The following is a 21770-nucleotide window of genomic DNA, read 5'->3' as shown; positions in this document are numbered from 1 at the left end:
ATCTGAAAAATTATACTCTAAGAATGCTTTCCCTGAAAACGTGATTATTTCTTCTTTCCTTTGACCGATTTGGTTTCAGTCACTGCCAAATCGACCGACAATTGGGCGATCTTTTCGGCCGTTATGTGCTGCACTTCGTCTAACTTATTTTCCAGCCGGAACAGAAAACTCTCCACCTGCTGCACCCGATCATTCAAATCGGTATTGGGAATATTGTCAGCCAAACCGATCTGCGTCATCGCTTGATGGCCGTCGATAATTCCCGAATGGTCGACTTCGGTCTTTTTGAACAGGTCAGAAATATGATTCAACTTATTCCCCCGAAAGCGATCGAGCTCTTCGATCAGCTGCTGGCCGACGTCGTTGATCATGTCATCATGAACCGACTGGGCCAAGCCGACGCGCTTCTGCTCCAGTATCTGATTGAAGTCCTCACGAAATGTTCGGAGCTTCTTGGCTAAGATAGCCAGCTGGGCCTCGTACTCGGTAATCTTGCTAAAAAGATCTTCGAGCTGCCTTTTCTGTTCCGGGGTGACGTTTGCCATGATATTTATCTTGAAAAAAGTTTATCGAAATCATCTGGGCTCATCGGCCTCTTCGGTTTATCGTTAGTTTTGGAGGAGGTTTCACGTGATTTTTTCGGCTTCTTATCCTCTTCGACTTCTTCTTCATCCTCTTCTTCCGGCTCATCTTCTGTCTCTTCTACTGCATCCTCTTCCTCGTTTTCGTTTTCGTTTTCGTTTTCGTCCTCATTTTCTTCAGACTCTTCCTTATCTTCTTCATTTTCTTCCTCCTCTTCCTCAGACTCTTCATCGTTTTCCTCGTCATCCTCCTCTTCTGGCAGATAGTGCTCCGGCGCTTCGGCCTCATCACGACGATGCAGGCTGACGCCAGCCGTGCCTTGGTCGATAAAAGCGGCATACTGTTCTTTCGAGATCATAATCTCGCGCGGCTTGTTGCCGACGGTCGGACCGACAATGCCGGCTTCCTCAAGCATGTCCAGTATCTTGGCGGCACGGCCATAGCCGATCGACAGCCGGCGCTGTAACAGCGAGGTCGAAGCCTTGCCGGCGTTTATGACTAGTTCCTTGGCTTCTTCGAGCAGTTCATCATCATCGTCGCTGCCACTGCCAGAACCGAAACTGGCCATGCCTTTGACTTTCTGGCGCTCAGTCACATTATCGATATATGTCGGGCCGTCAGAGTTAGCTTTGATATGCTCGACTACGCGGCGGATTTCCTGGGTGCTGATGAAGGCGCCCTGTAACCGTCGTGGCTTGGCCTCTTCCGCGTTGGTGAAAAGCATATCGCCTTTGCCAAGGAGCTTCTCGGCACCAGAGGAGTCAAGAATGGTCTTGGAATCGATGGCTGAAGCCACAGCGAAGGCGACGCGGGCAGGCAAATTGGCCTTGATCAAGCCGGTAACCACGTCGACACTCGGGCGCTGAGTGGCCAGGATCAGATGGATGCCCGTAGCGCGCGCCATCTGAGTCAGTCGGATGATGCCGGCTTCGACATCTTTGGCTGCCACCTGCATCAAGTCAGCCAGCTCATCGATAATGAAGACGATGTAAGGCAATTTTTCCAAATCCTTGCCCTTCTTCTGTTTGGCCTGCCATTCATTATAATCTTTGACGTTGACTTTGTGGTATTTCTGCAATAGGTCGAGACGGCGCTCCATCTCGTTGATGCACCATTTCAAGGCATTGACCGTCTTTGAGACATCGGTAATGACCGGCACCACCAAATGCGGGATGCCGTCATAGTTCGGCAATTCGACACGCTTCGGATCGACCATGATGAAACGCAAGTCATCCGGATTATTCTGGTAGAGCAGGCCTATGATGATGGAATTCAAGCAGACGGATTTGCCGGAGTTGGTCTGGCCGGCGACCAGCAAGTGAGGCATCTTAGTCAGATCATAGACCCAGCCCTTGCCGTTGACGTCCTTACCTAATACCACCATCGTATTATTCTTGCGCTGTTCGAAAGATTCGGACTCCAATATCTCGCGGATGCCGACGACTGCCTTAGTCTGATTCGGCACCTCGATGCCGACCAATGAACGTCCTGGAATCGGCGCCTCGATACGGATCGATTGCGCTGCCAAAGCCAGAGCCAAGTCGTTCGACAAGGCCGTGATGCGTGACAGCTTAACTCCTTCGCCCGGGCGGAAGGTGTATTGGGAAACTGTCGGTCCGACGGTCACATCGCCCATCTCAACCGATATATTGAAGTGTTCTAATGTCCTTTGAATGGTGGCGGCGTTGGATTTGATATCGCCTGCCGCCGGCTTGCCCACTTTGTTGGAAAGCAGGTCATAAGGCATATCGATTTCGATTTCCGTCTGTTCCCAGGTCTTGGTCGGCTTCTCGGACTGCTTCGCGCCTTCCATGAAGGCCGGGACGGCTGCCTTGGTGAATTGCTGCGGCTCCTCCTCGCCCTCTTCTTCCTCTTCACTTTCCTCTTCCTCTTCCTCTTCGTTTTCTTCTTCCTCCTCCTCGCCCTCTTCTTCCTCTTCACTTTCCTCTTCCTCTTCCTCTTCGTTTTCTTCTTCCTCCTCCTCGCCCTCTTCACCTTCCTCATCATCCTCATCTTTTCTGCCGCTCAGCTTGCCAGCTAGCCAATACACCGGGAAAAGCATCTTGCCCACCAGGCTGTCGCGGCCGAACATGGCTGAAAGCGTCTTGTTGAACAGGAGCATCAAAGAAATCAGGAATAAGCCGACGAATAATATCAACGAAGCCCAAAAGCCGAAAAGCTTGGCGAAGGTATCAGCCAAAAAATAACCGAGATAACCGCCACCCTCGCCCAAATCGATCGCTTGCTGCCATTCGAGTTGAGGTACGAAAAAATGTAAAACCGACAACAAAGTGATCACTGACAAGAAAAGTCCGAGATAAGTCGCTCCCTTGATGCCAGGCCCTTCCTGGCGATGGAGATTCCAGCCCCAAAAGAACAAAGCAGCTGGAAACAGCCACTTGCCCCAGCCGAAAATGAAGATCTGTAGGCGCTCCAATTGACTGCCGACAATCCCGGCCATATCGAAAAGGCCTAATAGGCTGATGAAGCCCAAGACCAGGATCACGACTGCCCAAATATTGCGTTTTGTTTCCGGTTCCAGGTCAAGTTCCGGTAGCTTAAAAAATCCTGATGGCCCGCTAGAGAGCCATCCTTTCTTTTTCTTTCTTGCCATAGCTAAAATTTTTCAATTCAATTATCCCTATTTTACCACATTTCGCGGTTTTGTGACAAAACGACTTGCGTCCGGTCAATTCGCTGCAACCAATACTATCAATTCCCCACTTTGCCCACCCAGCCGAAGATATCCTCGAAATTCTTAAGAATCAACTGGAAGACCGACTCTTTCTGGCGCGGCGCCAGGATGGTATACGCCTTGGAAATATTCTTGTTGCCCGAATAATCCTCGATAGCGATGCGGAAAGTATAGATCTGGCCTGGCTGGAATTTGGTAATCAGGGCCATATGCTTCTTGGAGAAGGTGGTTTCTGGAGTGAACTTCTCAGCCAGGACCTCGTCCGTGGCATTGACGCCCGCCTGATAAGAGAGCTGGCCGATAGTCGGTTCGCTGGTATTCCAGGTGATGACCGTCTGGACCCGCTGGTCCTTGCCCTGGGCCAAAGCGCTTTCGGTCTGGACCCCCTTGCTCCTGCGGAGCCTGCGGGGAACTGGCGGCTCACCCGCCGCCAAAAATACCAAAAAACCATTGTGAATCCTTTGGCTTAGATTTCACAATGCCTAATCAAAAAAATGCATATTCAGTTATGCATATTATACCATTTTGGCGGGAGTTGAGACAAATGGATTTCGGCATGAAAAAAAGGCCCAGCGTTGCTGCTAGGCCTTTCGGGTTGTGAGCCTTGTCCGGCTCTGGTTAGTGGGTGGTTGCACCCTTGCACTTGACGCAAGTGCGGGTAAAAGGAACAGCCTTCAACCGCCCGATCGGAATTTCTTCTTCGCATCCGTCACAGATGCCATACTCCCCGGATTTGATCCGGGCCAGAGCGCCTTCGATGGCGCCGATCTGTTTGGAACGATTGTCGATCAGGGTTTCCAGCACTCGGCGGGGGGAGTCCTCAAAGGAACGGTCGGCTTCATCGCCGCTTTTTCTTGAGTTTCCCTCGACCAATGCCAGCTCTTCGCTCTGCCTTTGATAGCTTTGGAGCTCAAGCCGTGCCGTATCGAGCATCGATTCCATGATTTGCTGAAACTGCTCAGCGCGGCTGTTGGCGTGCTTCAGGGCGCACACCGGGCAATGTTCGGTGAGGGCATCACCATTGATGATGGCATCAGCTGACAACGAAGTGCCGCAACTGCATTTGCCGAAAGTACCGGCATCGGCGCGGGACAGGGCCCGGGCCAGGCGTTTCCTGAATTCAGGGTTTTCCAGCATGTCGTCGGATTGGCGATCGATAAAAGACTCGATAATCCGATGGGCCGTGGTCTTGGCCAGAGTCTTCGGGGTGGTGCCGCCGGTGTTGATGTAGGTCACTTTCGGACCGGTGGCGAGACCGATTTGGCGGGCACGAGCGATGATGTCGCCCAAACCATAGACCAATAGATGGCTTCCTGCTGACTGTGTTGCGGCGGAACTGCTTTCAGGCATGGTACTACCTCCCTCTGGAGTGGAATAAGCCGCGATATCGCGGCGTGACGATTGAAAAAGGGCTAATCAAATATTTGAAATATTAGCATATTTTGTCATTTTTGTCAATACTTCAAACCTTTAAACAAGCTCGCTTGAATAAAAGCCAAAACTAGGCTAAAGTACGACGATGTCCAATAAATCGCAGGAGGTGTCCCATGGCAATGCCCTTGAATCTGATTCTGGTCCGTCACGGCGAATCTGAAGGAAATGTAGCGACCGCCCTTTCGAAAAAGGGTGACGACAGCAAATTCACCGAGGAATTCCTTAATCGCCACAGCTCGACCTGGCGCCTAACCCCAAAAGGCGTCCAACAAGCCATCCAGTCAGGCGATTGGGTCAAGCAGAATATCGGCGGCCGGTTCCATCGTTGCTATGTCTCGGACTACGACCGGGCCAAGGAAACGGCGGCGGGTCTTGGCCTCACCGATGCCGAGTGGTTTGTCACCTACTATCTGGTCGAACGCTGCTGGGGCGATCTCGACGTCATGCCCTTTGAAGAACGCAAGCAGAAGTTCAAGGAGAACCTGAGGCGCAAATCGATGGACCCCTTCTATTGGGTGCCGACCAACGGCGAATCGATGCTGGACCTGCTCTGCTCCCGCCTGGAACGGATCCTCGACACGCTGCACCGCGAATGCGACGGCAAAGACGCCATCATGGTCGTCCACGGCGAAGTCATGTGGGGCTTCCGCTATATCCTGGAACGGATGAGCCACGCCGAAATTATGCGCCTGGAGCATTCCGACCACCCACACGACAAAATCCACAATGGACAGATCTTGCACTACACCCGCAAAAATCCTGTGACTGGCGAGGCAGCGCCCTATCTCAACTGGATGCGCTCCATCTGTCCCAGTGACCTCACGCTCTCGAGCAATGGTTGGAAAGTCATCGAACGCAAGCGGTTCACTAACGACGAGCTGATCGAGCAAGTCGAACTCCGTCACATCCAGCTTTGATCTTTCAATCGAATGCAACAACGCGAAAGGCGAACCCTAGGGTTCGCCTTTTTCTTTTGTGCCGAGGAGAGGACTTGAAAGGGCGGAAGCCCTGTCCATCAGTAAATCACCTCAATCAATTTATAATATTTTTAAATCATTCACTTTCCTGTATTTTTTAACCTATCTCAAAGATGTTTAAGTTGACTCATCCGCAACACATATAAAACGACCCAGAAATTCTGGGTCGTTTTATATGTGCCGAGGAGAGGACTTGAACCTCCACACCTTGCGGTACTTGCTCCTAAGGCAAGCGTGTCTACCATTTCACCACCTCGGCATTCGATTGCATTATTATTTTTACACTACTTTTTCACATCATGTCAAATTATGCTATAATATAATATGTTTAACTCACTCTAATCGTCGTATCACAAGTCGACAAATATTATGGCCGACAAAAAAACCCATGGCGCCTCAAGCGATACTGCCGATATCAAGGAAAACTGCAAAATCGCAGCGCTATCCTACATCTTTATCCTCTGGCTCATCCCGCTGCTCTTGAAACCGCACTCCAAGTTCGCCCAATTCCACGCCAAGCAGGGCCTGGTCATCTTCGTCCTCGACGTCTTGGTCGCCCTAGTCTCCTGGGTCCCCTTCTTCGGCCAGCTGCTCTTTTTGGCCATGATCGCCCTGTCGGCCTTGGCCTTCATCCGAGCGCTCTCCGGCCAATCTTGGCAGATTCCCTACGTTTACGAATGGAGCCGCAAAGTCACGATCCACTAATCAATATTTAACATAAATAAAAAAATTTATGCCTCAATTCATCAAATTCTTCGAGGAACTCCGTATCAAGGACGTGCCGATTGTCGGCGGCAAGAACGCCTCTTTGGGCGAGATGTATCAGACCCTTTCCAGCAAGGGCATCCGCGTGCCGAACGGCTTCGCCACAACTTCCGAAGCTTATAATTACTTCCTTGAAGGCAGCGAAACCAAAAAGAAAATCACCGAGATCCTCAAGGGATTGGATACCAAGGACGTCAACGACCTGGCCAAGCGCGGCAAGGCCGTACGCGAGACCATCCTTAAGGCCACATTGCCAGCCGATCTGCAGAAAGAGATTGTCACCGCCTACAAGAAATTATCCAAGCAATACAAAACCGACAATGTCGATGTCGCCGTCCGCTCCTCGGCCACTGCCGAAGATCTGCCCGATGCCTCATTCGCCGGCCAACAGGAAACCTATTTGAACATCCGCGGCGAAAAGCAGTTGATGCAGTCCGTCAAGGAATGTATCGCCTCCCTCTTCACTAACCGCGCCATCTCCTACCGCGTCGACAAAGGCTTCGACCACTTCAAAATCGCCCTCTCGGTCGGCGTACAGAAAATGATCCGCTCCGACCTGGCTTCTTCCGGCGTCATGTTCACCATCGACACTGAGTCAGGCTTCTCTAATGCCGTCCTCATCAACTCGATTTACGGTCTAGGAGAAAACATCGTCCAGGGCAAGGTCAATCCGGATGAATTCTATGTCTTCAAGCCGACCATGAAGATCATCTCCCGCGCCATGCGCCAGAAGACGATCAAAATGATCTACAACACCGGCGCCAATGCCGACCGCCCGGTCAAGGACGTGCCGATTCCAGCCAAAGACCAGTATACCCAATCGATCACTGATGTTCAGGTTCTGGAACTAGCCAAATGGGCGGTCGAGATCGAAAAGCACTATGGCCGACCGATGGACATCGAGTGGGCGCTGGACGGCCAGACGAATCAGCTCTACATCGTCCAAGCCCGACCGGAGACTATCCATAGCGTCCGTAATTATAATGTCATCGAAGAATACAAACTGGACAAGAAGAGCCAGATCCTGGTCACCGGCCACTCGGTCGGCAACCGCATCGGCACCGGCGAAGTCAACCGCATCATGGACGTCTCCCAGATCGACCAATTCAAAAAAGGCCAAGTCCTGGTTACGACCATGACTGACCCCGATTGGGAGCCGATCATGAAAATCGCCTCGGCTATCGTCACTGACTCAGGCGGCCGCACCTGCCACGCCGCAATCATCTCCCGCGAACTCGGCATCCCTTGCGTTGTCGGCACCGGCGACGGAAGCAAGAAGCTGAAATCCGGCATGAAGGTGACGGTCGATTGCGCCGAGGGCGATGAAGGCTATGTCATGGACGGCATCCTGCCATTCAAGATCAACAAGACCGATATCAAAGGTATGCGCCGGCCGAAGACCAAAGTCATGATGAATATCGGTTCCCCGGACATCGCTTTTGCTACTTCCTTCACCCCTAACGACGGCGTCGGTTTGGCCCGCGTCGAGTTCGTGGTCAACAACGTCATCAAGGCCCATCCGTTGGCCTTGATCAACTATGACACTTTGGCTGACAAGGACGCCAAGAAAAAGATCGATGAGCTGACCGTCGGCTACAAAGACAAAAAGCAATTCTTCGTCGATAAATTCGCCGAGGGCGTAGCCACGATTGCCGCTGCCTACTATCCGAAAGATGTCATCATCCGCCTATCTGATTTCAAATCCAACGAATATGCCAATCTGATCGGCGGCTCCGCTTACGAGCCGATCGAGGCCAACCCGATGATCGGCTGGCGCGGTGCCTCCCGTTACTACGACCCGAAGTACCAGCCGGCATTCGCTCTCGAATGCCAGGCTCTGGCCCGCGTCCGCAATGAGATGGGCCTGACCAACTTGAAGGTCATGATTCCCTTCTGCCGCACGGTCGTCGAGGGACAGAAGGTCCTTGAAGTGATGGCCAAGCATGGCTTGAAGCAGCACGTCAACGGCCTCGAGGTCTACGTCATGGCCGAAATCCCGATCAATATCATCCTGGCTGAGGAATTCGCCAAGGTCTTCGACGGCTTTTCCATCGGCTCGAATGACCTGACCCAGTTGACGCTCGGTATTGACCGTGACTCGGGTATTCTGAATATCGCCGGCGAATCGAATGAGAAGAGCGAAGCGGTCAAGGACCTGATCCGCTATCTCATCGCCGTCGGCAAGAAGACCAAGACCAAGGTCGGCATCTGCGGCCAGGCGCCGTCCGATTTCCCGGACTTCGCCCAATTCCTGGTCGAGCTTGGCATCGACTCTATCTCGCTGAATCCCGACACCGTCATCAAGACCACACTGAGCATCCTCGAGCAAGAAGATAAGATGAGCGGCAAGGGCAGCAAAACCAAAACTCCGGCCAAGGCGACAGCCAAGGCTAAGCCAGCAGCCAAAAAGCCGGTCAAAGCGACAGGCAAGACGAAAGCTAAAAAATAGATTCGAATACGAAAAACAGCCCCGGCAACGGGGCTGTTTTTAATTTAAAAAGTGGGACATTTGACTCGAACAGCGACCCTTGGGGCCGGCGTTTTTGAAAGAATAAAAATTCGTAAGTTTTTGGCAAAAAACCACAGAATTTTTCCTGACTGAAAAGACGCCGGCCCCAAGGGTTGCGAACAATTGCCTCAAATAAAAAAATAGGCTAACCTGGAAACAGCATCATTAAAAACTGAAACCAAAAAGGAGGCCTGCCGATGAACCAGCCGTACAAGAACCAGCCGGTTTCCCTTGAAGCTGCCCGCCTAAGCACCCGTGAAATCAGGGTTTTTGCTCGCAACCCCAGCCAGCCGCTCGATGAGCACTTGCTGAACGACACCCGCTGGATTGAGCTGCCTTACAGCTCTTTTTCCATGCAAGTCCGTTATGACAGCCTATTGGAAAGGCTGTTCCGAGAAAAGATCTTCCTGAGACAAGCGGGCATCAACCAACTGCAACACCTGGTCCCGTCGAATTGCCCGGAAGACGAGCTGAAAAACATCCCCTATTTCCCTCACTCCCGCCTGACCCACGCCAAGATAGTGGCCGCCATCGGCCTTGTCCTGCTGGGCCGCGAAGGTTATAGCACGGTTGATCAGCTCCGTTTCGCCGCTGCAGCCGCTTTCCACGACGCCGCTACCCCGGCCGGCGGTGACACTGTCATCCGCATCGACCGGGATAAATTCTGCGAAGAGGCCAATTTCGCCAAAGTCATGGCAGATAATCAGCTAGACCGGCGCTGGCGTTTTTTCGGGTTCAACCTCGAAGAAGCGCAAGAGTGGGTATCCGGCCAAGGCCGCTTCGGCCAGCTGTTAGATACCCTCGACAAGATCAGCTATACCATCCTTGATGTTTATTTTCTTATCAAGAGCGGACACGCACCGAAGACGCTGCTCGCTTTAGTTGAAGGCGATACCTTTTTCGGTGATGTCTGGCAGGATCTGTCATTCAAGGGCGGCCAGCTGCACTTCAAAGATAATCTGCGTCTGCTCCGCTTCTTGCAGATCCGCGCTATCATGCACGACCAGCTCTACAAGAACCCCCAATGCCGCAAGCTTGAACTGGCCTACTCGCGCGCCATCGAAAACCTCTGCCTAGCCAACGCCATTACCACCGACAATCTTCTTAACGAAGACGATACTTGGCTGGCCCGGCAGCTCGAGCCCATAGACCACGTCCGCATGAATGCCAAAATCAAGCATCGTCATTTCCGTCGGCAAGCGCTCTGCGACGCCTATCGGCAACGCCTGAACGGCCGCTTCATCTTCACTGAATACGCCAAGGCCTTTTCTACCGGCCTTGATTGGCTAGTACAGCAGCAAGCTGGCCCATCACCCCTGGCCGATGTCCTCAGTCCGTACCAAGTCGACAACCTGACACGGCTCTCCGGACACCGCGAAGGCTGGCACATGTTCTTTTATGCCCAAACTTAAACCGCCAATAGACCGGCGGTTTTATTTTACGCCTACCGAATGCCCTGATATAATGGAGATGACCTAAAAAATAACCTCATACTATGAATTTTGAAAAAATCCTCGGCCATGATGCGCCCCGGACGCCGGATGCACCGGCAAGGCACGAGCTGAAGAATACCGTCGAGCTTTCGACCGAGAATGCCGATTACCTCCTTTATTACACCCGGCACGATGTCCAGACCAGCCCGGAGATAGTGCCGGCGGCTGATGCCGTTATTCTCGAATCTATTACCGACCTCTCGAGCGACAAGCGGACCAAGGAAACCGTCAGCCGTGCGCTTTTCCAAAAGGACCGAGCTTACCACGAAGTCGTCCGGGCAGCCGCCGAACAAGGCAAGCCTATTTTTCTCCTCGACCTCTCGCTCAAGACGGCCAAAAACCAGGACATGATGCCTGCCCAAAACGGTGAGAAGGATGAAATGGCCGAAAACGACCTCCGCCTGATGATTGCCGAAACCCTTGGGATGGGCGCCATTATTTGGGCCGCATCCGACCTCAAAAAAGCTTTCACAGACAACCCGCAGATGAGCCGACGCAACTTCTTCAAATTCTTGGGCAAAACTGCGGCCGGGGCAGCACTGGCTTCGCCCTTGATCGGCAGCATGTCAGGCTATCTATCGGCTAGCGGTCCCAAAGGAGAGCCGGACGAATCGTCTGTCGCGCGCAAAATCCAAAAAACCATCGAAGATGCCAACTACCACGCCCACCTTGGACGAAGCAAGGTGATTCATGCCCGAAATGATCTTTGGGCGCAAAAAAGCGAAACAGTGGCCAAGTTGCTTGAAAAAGACTTGGGACGTAAGCCCAAACTCGCCATGAGTATGGGAGCGGACCACGTCGGCATCGAACGCTCGCTCAAGGATAGCGGCACCAACCGCCTCGGCCGGCTGGCTGAAAATTTCGGTGCTGATTTCAAGCAGGAGGGCCTGATCGCCAAAATCAACCTGACCCCGGAAAAGGGCTCAGACCGAATCAAGGTCGAGGTAACGATTATACGTGACGAGAACTTCAAATAACCGCCAATAATAGACTAAAAAAATCCAAAACCATTGACAATTTAATAAAAATGTGCTATGGTAATATTCACCATAGCCCTTTTTATTACACACCCTTCATAAAAGAAGGAAAAACCATACGAGGAGAGAACCATGAATGCATTTTGGAAAGTAATGCTTTTTTCCCTGCTTATCGCTGTCTGTGCCATTTCCTGCAAGGAAACCCCTTCCATGCTGATGGGAAATTTTGCAAGGACTCCTGCGGACCTGGTCGATCCGGAATACCGGAACGGCAATGAGTATGACCACCAGCTTATCTGGGGAGTCGAGGCCGTTCTCAAAGAGAACCGAGGGTTTGCACCTCAAACCTACAAATACCTCATCCGCGGGCAGCGACCAGACAAGTACTCCTTCAAAGAGTACAAAAAGCTTCATCCAAACGACCTAGTAATCCACTATGGCAACGGCAAGAAGCTCGCCATCTTCACCAACGACACCCCCACCCCCGATATGCAAACATGGGGAATCGTCTGGGACGCCAATCCTCCAAAACTGCCTCAGCGTATCCGCTGAACCAAAAGCAACACCCTCCTTCAATCGCCCCGGCATCAAACCGGGGCATTTTTTTATTGAATCTTTGGAAATTCAGTGTGTTTTGCCCGGTTTTCGGCATTGTTTTTTTGCGCATACGTACCCTGCCTGCCGGCAGGCAAGTCGTCTAAGCAGGAAAAACGATGTAGAAAGCCGGACACCACGAAGTATGTTACCGCAATATTCCTACAATATTGACTAATGACTCAAAACCGTCGAAAATGATAATATGTTCAACTTCCTACATACCGCCAATCCCGAACAGATCCTATTCAGCCTAGGCCCGATAAAGGTCTACTGGTACGGCTTATGTTTGGTCTTGGGCATCGTCGCGGCCTTGGCAGTCACAAAATATCTAGCCAAACTACAGCAAATAAGCCAGGAAACTGTCGACGACCTCTCGTTCTGGCTGATTATCAATAGCATCATCGGGGCCCGTATCTATGACGTCCTGCTCGAGCACCAGTACTACGCCCAGCATCCGTTAGATGTCTTAAAAATCTGGCAGGGCGGCCTGGCTATCCACGGCGCAATCATCGCCGGGGCAGCCACTATTTTTTGGTACTGCCGCAAAAACAAGCTGAACTTTTGGCAATTCGCCGGCTTGATTGTTCCGGGGCTTGCCTTGGGCCAAGCCATCGGACGCTGGGGAAATTACTTCAATCAGGAGCTTTTCGGCCAACCGACCAATCTCCCCTGGGGCATTCCTATAGATATCTTCAGCCGCCCGGCACAATTCTTGAATAATGAATATTTTCACCCGACTTTCCTATACGAATCGTTGGGCAGCCTGGCCATCTTTGCCTTGTTGTTATATTTGACCCTATACACCGTCAAAAACCGCAAGGACGCTCTATTGCGCACCGCCACTTCGAAGTTCTTAGTCTTGGCATATCTATTTCTTTACTCCCTTTTACGCTTTTCTCTTGAATTCATCCGGATCGATTTTGCCCCAACCTTGTTCGGGTGGCGCTGGCCGCAACTAGTCAGTCTAGCCGCCTTTCACGTCGCCATGATAATTATGCTCAAAAATTACTTCAAAAAGCCGCCCGCCGCCCTTGACCAACCAGACTAATTGTGGTATTGTCATTTTATCTCTCACACTATAAATTAAAATTTACTAAGAGAACAAACGGAATATGCCAAATCGGAAGTCAGCCAAAAAAGAATTGCGCAAGCGCGATGTCCGCACCGAATTCAACAAGAAGGTGAAGGACACCACTAAAAGTTTGGTAAAAAAGAGCCTAAAGGCTATCACTGCCAAAGATGAGAACGCCAAGGTTGCCGTCGCTAAAGCCCTCAAGGCTTTGGACAAGGCCGCCCAGAAAGGCATCATCAAGAAAAACACCAGCAACCGCCGCAAATCCAGACTGGCCAAAAAATTGAACACGATCAAAGCTGCTAAATAGCTACAAAAAAAGAAGCGCTCAAAAGCGCTTCTTTTTTTATTTCTTCAAAGTTGGGCGATAATACGATCCAACTCGACTTTAGGCCGGCCGCGGCCAGTCTTGACCAGGTAATCGATATCGATGAGTTTCAATAATATTTTCTTCAGTTGATCCAGGCTGAAATTCCTGACTTGGCCGACGCTCTTCTGGGCGACGAACGGGTGCAGCTTCAGTTCGGTGGCAATTTTCTTGCCGGTCAAGCCGCTATCAAGCGCCTGGCGCACTTGGACCAGGATCTTGAATTGCCTGGTTACCATATGCAGGAGATACTCCTCGCTTTCTCCGCCACGAAGCTGTTCTTCCAAGAGCTTTGCCGCCAAAGCGCGATTGCGCATGCTCAGGGCATCGGTCAGGGCAAAAACCTGTTCATCAAACACTCCGACAACCAGATCGCGGACATCGTTGAGTTCGATCTTGTCGGGAACGACAGCTGCACCCAGCCCCAACTTCTGTCCGGCCTTATAGTGGATCAATTTATTGAGCTCTTGGTCTATCTGCCACAAATCACCGCCAGTCAAAGCGACCAGGTGGGTGGCTGCTTCGCGGCTGATGTCGCCGCTGCGCTTGGCCACTTCTTCACGTACCCAGCCGAACAATTCGGTATTAGACAATGGCTTGAACTCTTGCGCATATTTCTGTCCGGCCAGCCAACGGAAAAGCTGCCCGCGCTCCTTGGTCAGTCCCTTTTCCTCGCTTGAGACTTCATCCCAAAAAATCACGATATTGTCAGCCAGGCCCGCCGGTTCGGCCTGAAGATATTTATACAAGTCAGCGAAAAAAGACCCGTCTTTGCGACTGAAGACCTGCTCGACCACCAACATGCGCTTGCGGGACAGCAAGGAACCGCTGCCCGCCGCCTGGCCGATAGCGCCGACAGTCGCTTCAGCCGAAGAAAGCACGGTTAAGCTATGACCAGAGGCATCAACCTCTTTCAAAAAGCGCTCCACGAACTCACTAAGCTTGCGTTTGCTCCTAAAAGTGTCTTGTCCGTATAAAAAAATAACCATCTTCCAAAAAACTTACTATTTTGCTAAAATTAAAATAATTATAAGTAAATTAACACATTCTCGCCTTTTATGCAAAAAGCGCTTTGCCTCACCTGCCACAGCGAATTGATTGTCGACAACGAAGTGGTCGTGGGCGATCTGGTTACTTGCAACAACTGCCAGACCGACATGGAGGTGCTGACCCTGCACCCGCTCAAGCTGGAAATAATACCGGAAGAATAATAGCTTTGACCGATCAAAAAAACAAAACCAACCGAGATGCGAATCTTAAGTTGGTTTTTTTATTATAATATCTGGAATTATGCTGATTTAGCCCGGCTTCCGGCATCGTTTTTATCGCGCATACGTACCCGTCTAAGCAGAAAAAACGATGCCGGAAGCCGGGCTTACGAAGATCGTTTGCCAATAGAATTTTATAATAAGCACTATATAAGCTGGCTGACCTCTTTCTTAAAAAGCTCTCCCCGTTCCTTATAATTCTTAAATAGCCCAAAACTGGCACATGCCGTGGACATAACTACAGCTTCACCAGCCACCGCCAAGGTGGCGGCCTGGCTCACTGCCCCAGGCATGCTGTCTGCCAAAAATATCTTCCCCTCGGGGTAACCTGCTGAGAGCAGATCGGTCTTCAACCGTGGAGTTGCTTGCCCTTGAAACAATATCACTGCTTTTACCTTGCGCTTGGCCACCAACCTGGCCAATGGTTTGAAATCAGCTCCTTTGTCGGCCCCGCCCGCCAATAATATGACCGCTTTACGGAAAGATTTGAGGGCGATCATGGTGGCCTCCGGAGTCGTAGCGAAAGAGTCATCGAAATAATCTACGCCTTTGGACTCGCGCACGAATTCCAGACGGTGTTCCAGGCCGACAAACGCCTTGACTGCGGCTTGTGCCGTTTCGGCGTTGATGCCGACAATATCAGCCACTAAAGCGGCAGCGGCCACATTCTCTTGATTGTGCTTGCCGATCAGCTGGCTCGGCCAGGCCAAGCGGGAGAAATATATCACCTGGCCCTTGGGCAGTTCCTTGCCGATACGCTTACCCAATTTTTTGTTGGCGATAAGATAATCATTCATTTGCTGGTTGCCTGCGATCTGCCACTTGGCTTGCCAATATTCTTTCAAGGTCTTGTGAAAATTAGGGTTATTGGGATCGGCCGGCGCCAAGTGCTCGCGGGAGAAATTAGTCATGACTGCGATGTGGGGGCTGGCCTTCATGCCTTGCAACTGGAAGCTGGAAAGCTCCAGCACCGCCCAGTCTTCCGCCTTGATCTCATCGATAAAATCAAAGGGCGCTACGCCGATGTTTCCGCCCAGCCAGACCCTCTTGCCGGCACTCTTGATTATGGCCGCAATAAGGGATGAAGTCGTGCCCTTGCCTTTGGTTCCGGTAACCCCGACAGTGTTCTTGGTCGGGCATATTTTCAAAAATAACTCCATCGGACTTGTCAGTACGACTGAACGGTTGTTTTTCAGGGCCGATTTTATTCCAGGACAAGCCATAGTCCAACCCGGTGACCGGAACAGATAATCGAACGGCTCCAGGCCTTGATTGAATTCGGCGCCAAGTTTCCAGCTGACATTGGGCTGGGCGGCGAATTCGCTGAAGCGCTCGCCTAGCTGTTCTTGCGAACGCATGTCGCAGATCGTGATCAAACAATCTATTTTGTGGCGCAAAAAGAACCTGGCTAAGGCTAAGTTTTCTACGCCCAATCCAAGCAGGGCGATTTTTTTACCCTTGATCTCTGCAGCTGTGCTTTCTATGGATGTCATATTGAAAATTTGAAAACACCGGAGCGGGCTCCGGTGTCCTGATTGCTTATTCCGCCTTGGGATCCCTGATAATGACCGAGCTATAATGACTTTCCTGAAAATCGGTCAATTCCCGGATATCGGTATCGCTGATATTCCCAGCACCCTCCGGGATGACGACAAGCTTGTCATCTGGATCATCGGTGCGATGGATTACCGCGACGCATTTACCGGTAAAATCGGTTACCGGTTCCTCCACCCCCAAAATATAGGCGTTTATCTCCTTATCATCACCGCCAAGAGTGCCTGGCAAAAAGCCGTAATTCACGGGATAGATAAAACCGTACTTCGGATTTTCCGAACCCATAGGACGATGCACCTTTACTTTGACCGTTTCATTGACGAAACTGTAAACATTATCCATTTTTTTATCTAATATTATGATAATTAATTACTCAAGTTCACCCCAGCTCTCGCCCATTTTATGCTCGACGATAACTGGTACCTTTAATTGTAGCACATTTTCCATAATTCTTTTAAGCTCTGGTACGGAATCTTCGATGGCGTCGCGCTTGATTTCGAACAGAAGTTCGTCGTGCACCTGCAAAAGCATCTTAACCTCGCCCTGTTGGTATTTCCGCCTTATCAATTCATGGATTTCGATCATCGCCGCCTTGATCATATCGGCAGCCGTGCCTTGGAGCGGCGTATTGATAGCCATCCGCTCGGCCGCCTTGCGCACCTGCATCACTGATGAACTGATTTCCGGCAGATTGCGCTTACGTCCGAATAACGTCTCTGCGAAACCAGTGGCCCTTGAATCCTCGATGGCCTGATCCATCCACTTCTTCACTCCAGGGTAGGCCTCGAAATAATTATCGATAAATTGTTTCGCGCGCCAAAACGGAATGTCGGCAGCTTGGGATAGGCCATGCGGCCCCTGGCCGTAAAGAATGCCGAAATTAGTAGCCTTCGCTTCTCGGCGCATCTCTTTGGTCACGTCCGCTGGCTCGACTTCATTGATGGCTGCCGCCGTCGCGGTGTGGATGTCTTCCTTTTCTCTGAAGGCTTTGATCATCCTTTTGTCGCCAGAAAAATGCGCGGCCAGCCTGAGCTCGATCTGCGAATAATCCAGGCCAACCAACTTGTAGCCCGGTGAGGCAACAAATGCCTTGCGTACCGCCTGCCCCCAATCGCCCTTCACCGGGATATTCTGCAGATTCGGGTCGGATGAGGATAGTCGACCGGTCGCTGCCACTGTCTGATTGAAGCTGGTGTGGATACGCTTAGTTTTCGGGTTGATCAATTTGGGCAAGGCGTCGATATAAGTGCTGGTCAGCTTGGCAAGCTCGCGGTATTCCAGAATCAGCCTGACGATTTCATGCTGGTCGCGCAGCTTTTCAAGTTCGTCAGCCGCCGTTGAAAGACCGGTCTTGGTCTTGCCGACGCCATGCGTCGAAAGTTCAAGCTTTTCGAAAAGCACCTCCTGCAGCTGCAGCGGAGAATTGATATTGAATTCCTGGCCAGCCTGTTCATATATTTTCTTTTCCAGAGAAGAGATTTTCAAATGGAGTTTGTGGCCAAGCTTGCCCAAATAATCCTTATCCAGACTGATGCCCAGCTCTTCCATGCGCGCCAAAACGGGCACTAACGGCATCTCCATGGTTTTGAAGAGTTTTGCCAGTTCATGAGCCTTGAGTTCAGGTTCGATCTTTTTGACCAAACGCCAAGTGATATCAGCATCCTCGCAAGAATAATTAGCCAGGCGCTCTATCGGCACCTGGTCGAACGTGATGCGGTTCCGTCCAGTGCCTAAAAGATCGTCCTTGGAAATCTTTTCGAAGCCCAACTCGCTGAAGGCTAGGCCGTCCAAGTTATGCTGGCGACTGCCCGGATTCAAAAGATAAGAAGCGATCATGGTATCGAAAGAAATTCCCTGGACGGGCACCCCTTGCGACGACACTACCTCTAAATCGAATTTGGCATTGTGACAATATTTTTTTATCTTACTGTCTTCGAAAATCGATCTAAGCTCCTCAAGCCAAGTATTCCCCGTCGTCTTCTCATTATAATTAAACAGATCGTGGCTCTTCTTTTCATTCCCGCCCGAACTTTCGATTTTTATAAAATATGCCTCTTCGCTTTTCCAAGAAAAGCTGATGCCAAGAAGGCGGCAGGTCAGCGGATCAAGCGAATCGGTTTCCGTATCGAAGACAAAAGCTTTTTGTTCCTTGATTTTCTTCAAAAATGACTTGAATTTCTTGTCATCGTCAACCAGCTCATATTTGAAGGCCTGGCGGTTGCGCTCGAATTTGTCGATTCCGATGACGGTTTCTGCCTGATGCTTGCCGCCCTTCTTGCCTAGATCCTGGACGCGGGGTAAAAGCGACTTGAAGGCCAGTTCGCTGAAAAGTTCGACAACCTTAGTGCGGTCAAAATCACCGAAACTGGCTTCGGCTAAATCGAATTCGATCGGCGCAGTTTGATGGATGGTGGCCAAACGATAAGACAGCTCGGCTTCGGCCTGTTGATTGCGCAGCAGTTCGCGAATACGGTCCTTAATCGCTGCCGAGTCCAAATTGTCGTATAAATTTTTGAGGGTGCCGAATTCCTTAAGCAGTTCGACTGCCGTTTTCTCACCGATGCCTTTGACTCCCGGAATATTATCTGACGGGTCGCCCCTAAGCGCCTTGTAATCGATCACCTGATCCGGCTTTAGCCCGTAGCGAGCAATGACTGCCGGTTCATCGTACAGGACGCCGTCACTGATGCCGCGGCTCATGGCGTACACCTTGGTGTGGTCATCAACCAGCTGCAAGGTATCCATGTCGCCGGTAAGGATTATCTTGTTGAGTCCGCTATCCACTTGCTTGCAGATCGTACCGATTAGGTCGTCTGCTTCGAAACCTGATAATTCATAAAGCGGAATGCCGAAGACGGCTGATACTTCCTTTACGCGATCGAATTGAGCATACAGCTCGTCCGGCGCCTTCACGCGCGTCGCCTTATACTCCTTATACTCTTCGTGCCGGAAAGTCGGTCCCTTCTTGTCCATGGTCAGGACGACGTAATCCGGCTTGAATTCTTTGACCGCCTTGATAAGGGCGGCGCTGAAGCCATAAACAGCGTTAACCATTTCACCCGACTTAGTGATCAGCGTGGGCGGTAAAGCGTGAAAGCTGCGATGGATCAAGGCGTTTCCATCGATTATCAATAGTGTCCCTTTTGGTTTATTCATACCCCTATTACATCAAAATTTGCTTATTTTGGCAAACCAAAAAGGGGCGGTGCCCCTTTTGGATATTTTATCTGCTAATTACCTACTTGTCCGACCCAACCGAAGATATCCTCGAAGTTCTTGAGAATTAGCTGGAAGACCGATTCCTTCTGCTTGGGGGTGAGGATGGTGTAGATCTTTGAAGTAACCGTATTGCCAGAGGAATCGGTGGCGGCGATGCGGAAGGTGTAGACCTGGCCGGAATCGAACTTGGTGACGACTGCCACGTGCTTCCTGGAATAGGTGGCCTCAAGCTGTGTCTTGTCCGGGAACTCCCTGTCGTCAGTTACAACGCCTTTTATGTAAGAGACGTAACCGACAGTCGGCTCGTTGGTCTGCCAGGAGACGATGGTCTGGACTTTCAACTGCTTGCCCTGGGAGAGGGCCGACTCGGTCTGGACGTTAGTGATCTGCGGAGGCAGGTTGTCCTTGGTGGTCGAGAACTGTTCGATGGTATCAGAAACTTCATTGCCCTTGGCATTGCGGCTCTTCATCGTAATCTGGTAGATCACTCCACCCTCGAGGTCCGTGGCAGCCAGCTCATGGGTCGTAGACCTGTGATCATCTGTAACTTCCTTAAGCTCTTCGATATTGATCTTGCCGTTACGATACGGCGCATATGTCAGCTTAGCGTCGGTCTCCTGGTTGGTTGCCCATTTAAAGACCGCTTTCTGGTCAGAGATATTCTGGATAGCCGTATTGATTATTTCCAGGGCCTCATCCGAGGTGCTGAAGGTGAAGTCGCGTGATCTTGCTTCGGGTCCGACAGCCGCCTTGCTGCGAAGTTGGTAGTGGTAGGTCGTGTTAGGTTTCAAGCCGAAGAGCTTGACCTCGTGGGTCTTTGACAAGTCGTTGGCCTGGCCGACGGTCTGGATATACGACTGGTCACCGACATCTTTCAGATAGCTGGCAGCCGGGACATATGCCACAAGCGAACTGGCCTCCTTGTTAGTCAGCCAACGAATGGTGGCGGATGTCGCTCCGGCCACGACGTTCGGCTCGCCACCCAACACCGGGGCAGGCAATGAACCGGCCAATTTCTCGATGGTGTCGAACTGGGAGAGGAGGGTGGTCTCGAGGGTGCCGAGCGAGACTTGGTTAGCCACCTGACTCATGATCTCCATGGCTTTTTGAGCGGCGGCCAGGAGGATGTTAGTCTTGTTCTCTTCCGGGGCCTGGGCCTCTTCGACCAGCTTGGCGATCTCCTCTTCGGTCTTACCCTCGGCCTGGAGCTGCTCTTCTAACGACGGCGTCTGGAATATCTGATCCTGGCTTGTCGCCAAATTTCCGGAACTGTCCGCACTCTCGATGCGATAATGGTAAGAACTATTCGGTTCTAGATTTTTCAATTGGAAGAAGTGGCTGGTGAACTGGTCGGAATAGCCGGAAAATTCGCCGTAAGCGGTCGAGGTGCCGTAGCGGATGAAGCTCGAGGCTGGCTCATCCGTGGTCCAGCTTATTTTGGCTGAATCGCTCTTGATCTCGCTCGTACGGATGGCTGAAATTTTCGGCGCTACTTTGTCGGTCTTATCGACAACCAGGACGCCGCCGCCGGACGGTTTTTCAGCCGAAGCCAGCTGCTGCTGCAGGCTGGCAACCTGGGACTGCAAGGCGGAAATTTGGGCAGCTGTCGCCCCCTGGCTCGAGGTGGCGGCAGCCAGCTGAGCCAACAGGTCGTTGATCTGGTCGAGCTTGGCCTGGTAATCAGCCGGGTCGATCGAGGCGGTGGTAGTGAATGAATATTCGCTCGAAGTGGCCGTCTGGCCCATGACATCGCTTGAAACCGCACGGAAATAATAAGTGGTGCTAGAAGCTAGTCCGGTCAGGATAATGGTGTGCTCGCTAGTCGGAGCAAGGTTGGTTTTTGACTGGCCGTAGGTGCTAGGAATAATATCGTAGACGACCACCGAATCCGCCGCTTGACCGGTCGACCAGGTGATGACGGCCGAGTCGCTCGTGACCGTACTGGTCGCGACATTTGTTATAGTTAACGGCTGCAGCACGGTCTGGAAGGAGTCAAGCGTGGTAGTGGCAGTATTGTTGGCCGCATCCGTGGAACGGAGGCGGAAATAGTATGTGACATTAGAAACCAAACCTTCCAGGGTGACCGAATGATTCTGAGCCAATTCGCTCCGACCTACTTGTTTGTATACGCTCTCGAAGGTGCTCGTCACCGAGGTGGTGGCGTATTCGACGTAGCCGGTGGCGTTCTCGGTGGCCGTGTCCCAGGTGATGACCGCCCCGGTCGGGCTTGTGGCTACGTTCAAGCTCGAGATAATCGGGGC

General features: G+C 51.5%; 18 protein-coding genes and 1 tRNA gene. 9 read left to right on the top strand and 10 right to left on the bottom strand.

Translation table 11 applies throughout. The features are described from left to right. Positions 1–44: 44 nt before the first annotated feature. The 4 genes from HGA34_01795 to HGA34_01780 form a co-directional block, all read right to left on the bottom strand. A complete protein-coding gene (locus tag HGA34_01795; protein ID NTW22260.1) occupies positions 45–545 on the bottom strand; it encodes a hypothetical protein in 501 nt (166 codons plus the stop codon). Positions 546–550: 5 nt separating this feature from the next. Further along, a complete protein-coding gene (locus tag HGA34_01790) occupies positions 551–3196 on the bottom strand; it encodes a DNA translocase FtsK (GenBank protein NTW22259.1) in 2646 nt (881 codons plus the stop codon). Positions 3197–3294: 98 nt separating this feature from the next. Next, entirely contained in the window at positions 3295–3720 is a 426-nt protein-coding gene (locus HGA34_01785; GenBank protein ID NTW22258.1) for a hypothetical protein, read from the bottom strand. Between the two features lie 175 nt (positions 3721–3895). Continuing rightward, the gene (locus HGA34_01780; protein ID NTW22257.1) at positions 3896–4219 is read right to left on the bottom strand and encodes a TraR/DksA family transcriptional regulator; all 324 of its coding nucleotides are present in this window, start codon (positions 4217–4219) and stop codon (positions 3896–3898) included. 605 nt (positions 4220–4824) lie between these two features. On the opposite strand from HGA34_01780, the gene HGA34_01775 reads away from it, so the two are divergent. Beyond that, entirely contained in the window at positions 4825–5628 is an 804-nt protein-coding gene (locus HGA34_01775; GenBank protein NTW22256.1) for a phosphoglycerate mutase family protein, read from the top strand. A gap of 238 nt (positions 5629–5866) precedes the next feature. Here the strand turns inward: HGA34_01775 and HGA34_01770 are convergent. After that, positions 5867–5947: transfer RNA gene (locus HGA34_01770), tRNA-Leu, on the bottom strand. A 110-nt stretch (positions 5948–6057) separates the two neighbouring features. On the opposite strand from HGA34_01770, the gene HGA34_01765 reads away from it, so the two are divergent. The 7 genes from HGA34_01765 (at position 6058) to rpsT (ending at position 13411) form a co-directional block, all read left to right on the top strand. After that, complete coding sequence (locus tag HGA34_01765; protein NTW22255.1) at positions 6058–6393, top strand: hypothetical protein; 336 nt, start codon at positions 6058–6060, stop codon at positions 6391–6393. Between the two features lie 28 nt (positions 6394–6421). Beyond that, positions 6422–8902 (top strand): phosphoenolpyruvate synthase, encoded by a 2481-nt coding sequence (gene ppsA / locus HGA34_01760; protein ID NTW22254.1) that lies wholly within the window; start codon positions 6422–6424, stop codon positions 8900–8902. 257 nt (positions 8903–9159) lie between these two features. After that, the gene (locus HGA34_01755; GenBank protein ID NTW22253.1) at positions 9160–10374 is read left to right on the top strand and encodes a hypothetical protein; all 1215 of its coding nucleotides are present in this window, start codon (positions 9160–9162) and stop codon (positions 10372–10374) included. An 83-nt stretch (positions 10375–10457) separates the two neighbouring features. Continuing rightward, the gene (locus HGA34_01750; protein NTW22252.1) at positions 10458–11432 is read left to right on the top strand and encodes a hypothetical protein; all 975 of its coding nucleotides are present in this window, start codon (positions 10458–10460) and stop codon (positions 11430–11432) included. A gap of 132 nt (positions 11433–11564) precedes the next feature. After that, complete coding sequence (locus HGA34_01745) at positions 11565–11984, top strand: hypothetical protein (protein NTW22251.1); 420 nt, start codon at positions 11565–11567, stop codon at positions 11982–11984. A 247-nt stretch (positions 11985–12231) separates the two neighbouring features. Then, positions 12232–13077 (top strand): prolipoprotein diacylglyceryl transferase, encoded by an 846-nt coding sequence (locus HGA34_01740; GenBank protein ID NTW22250.1) that lies wholly within the window; start codon positions 12232–12234, stop codon positions 13075–13077. A 64-nt stretch (positions 13078–13141) separates the two neighbouring features. After that, complete coding sequence (gene rpsT, locus HGA34_01735) at positions 13142–13411, top strand: 30S ribosomal protein S20 (protein ID NTW22249.1); 270 nt, start codon at positions 13142–13144, stop codon at positions 13409–13411. 44 nt (positions 13412–13455) lie between these two features. Here rpsT and holA read toward each other — a convergent pair whose 3' ends face one another. Then, positions 13456–14457, bottom strand: coding sequence for a DNA polymerase III subunit delta (gene holA / locus HGA34_01730; GenBank protein NTW22248.1), 1002 nt, complete (start codon positions 14455–14457; stop codon positions 13456–13458). 69 nt (positions 14458–14526) lie between these two features. Here holA and HGA34_01725 point away from each other — a divergent pair, with 69 nt between their 5' ends. Further along, entirely contained in the window at positions 14527–14679 is a 153-nt protein-coding gene (locus HGA34_01725; GenBank protein ID NTW22247.1) for a lysine biosynthesis protein LysW, read from the top strand. Between the two features lie 203 nt (positions 14680–14882). Here HGA34_01725 and HGA34_01720 read toward each other — a convergent pair whose 3' ends face one another. The 4 genes from HGA34_01720 to HGA34_01705 all read right to left on the bottom strand — a co-directional run. Then, complete coding sequence (locus HGA34_01720) at positions 14883–16229, bottom strand: UDP-N-acetylmuramoyl-L-alanine--D-glutamate ligase (GenBank protein NTW22246.1); 1347 nt, start codon at positions 16227–16229, stop codon at positions 14883–14885. A gap of 46 nt (positions 16230–16275) precedes the next feature. Then, complete coding sequence (locus HGA34_01715) at positions 16276–16632, bottom strand: inorganic pyrophosphatase (protein NTW22245.1); 357 nt, start codon at positions 16630–16632, stop codon at positions 16276–16278. 27 nt (positions 16633–16659) lie between these two features. Continuing rightward, the gene (gene polA / locus HGA34_01710) at positions 16660–19446 is read right to left on the bottom strand and encodes a DNA polymerase I (GenBank protein ID NTW22244.1); all 2787 of its coding nucleotides are present in this window, start codon (positions 19444–19446) and stop codon (positions 16660–16662) included. A 74-nt stretch (positions 19447–19520) separates the two neighbouring features. Then, the coding region (locus tag HGA34_01705) for a hypothetical protein (protein ID NTW22243.1) at positions 19521–21770 on the bottom strand (2250 nt) is incomplete at its 5' end.

Source organism: Candidatus Falkowbacteria bacterium, from assembly GCA_013336275.1.
Classification (GTDB): domain Bacteria; phylum Patescibacteriota; class Patescibacteriia; order Patescibacteriales; family GWE2-39-37; genus JAAXUA01.
Note: the sequence above shows the minus strand (reverse complement) of the source record. Positions and strands in the feature narration are given on the sequence as shown.

Bases quoted from the DNA above. Each gene is read 5' to 3' on its own strand.
- HGA34_01775 (NTW22256.1), top strand. From the start codon at position 4,825: ATGGCAATGCCCTTGAATCTGATTCTGGTCCGTCACGGCGAATCTGAA.
- HGA34_01715 (NTW22245.1), bottom strand. From the start codon at position 16,632: ATGGATAATGTTTACAGTTTCGTCAATGAAACGGTCAAAGTAAAGGTG.
- HGA34_01725 (NTW22247.1), top strand. From the start codon at position 14,527: ATGCAAAAAGCGCTTTGCCTCACCTGCCACAGCGAATTGATTGTCGAC.
- HGA34_01755 (NTW22253.1), top strand. From the start codon at position 9,160: ATGAACCAGCCGTACAAGAACCAGCCGGTTTCCCTTGAAGCTGCCCGC.
- HGA34_01795 (NTW22260.1), bottom strand. From the start codon at position 545: ATGGCAAACGTCACCCCGGAACAGAAAAGGCAGCTCGAAGATCTTTTT.
- HGA34_01750 (NTW22252.1), top strand. From the start codon at position 10,458: ATGAATTTTGAAAAAATCCTCGGCCATGATGCGCCCCGGACGCCGGAT.
- rpsT (NTW22249.1), top strand. From the start codon at position 13,142: ATGCCAAATCGGAAGTCAGCCAAAAAAGAATTGCGCAAGCGCGATGTC.
- HGA34_01745 (NTW22251.1), top strand. From the start codon at position 11,565: ATGAATGCATTTTGGAAAGTAATGCTTTTTTCCCTGCTTATCGCTGTC.
- ppsA (NTW22254.1), top strand. From the start codon at position 6,422: ATGCCTCAATTCATCAAATTCTTCGAGGAACTCCGTATCAAGGACGTG.
- polA (NTW22244.1), bottom strand. From the start codon at position 19,446: ATGAATAAACCAAAAGGGACACTATTGATAATCGATGGAAACGCCTTG.
- HGA34_01740 (NTW22250.1), top strand. From the start codon at position 12,232: ATGTTCAACTTCCTACATACCGCCAATCCCGAACAGATCCTATTCAGC.
- HGA34_01780 (NTW22257.1), bottom strand. From the start codon at position 4,219: ATGGAATCGATGCTCGATACGGCACGGCTTGAGCTCCAAAGCTATCAA.
- HGA34_01765 (NTW22255.1), top strand. From the start codon at position 6,058: ATGGCCGACAAAAAAACCCATGGCGCCTCAAGCGATACTGCCGATATC.
- holA (NTW22248.1), bottom strand. From the start codon at position 14,457: ATGGTTATTTTTTTATACGGACAAGACACTTTTAGGAGCAAACGCAAG.
- HGA34_01790 (NTW22259.1), bottom strand. From the start codon at position 3,196: ATGGCAAGAAAGAAAAAGAAAGGATGGCTCTCTAGCGGGCCATCAGGA.
- HGA34_01720 (NTW22246.1), bottom strand. From the start codon at position 16,229: ATGACATCCATAGAAAGCACAGCTGCAGAGATCAAGGGTAAAAAAATC.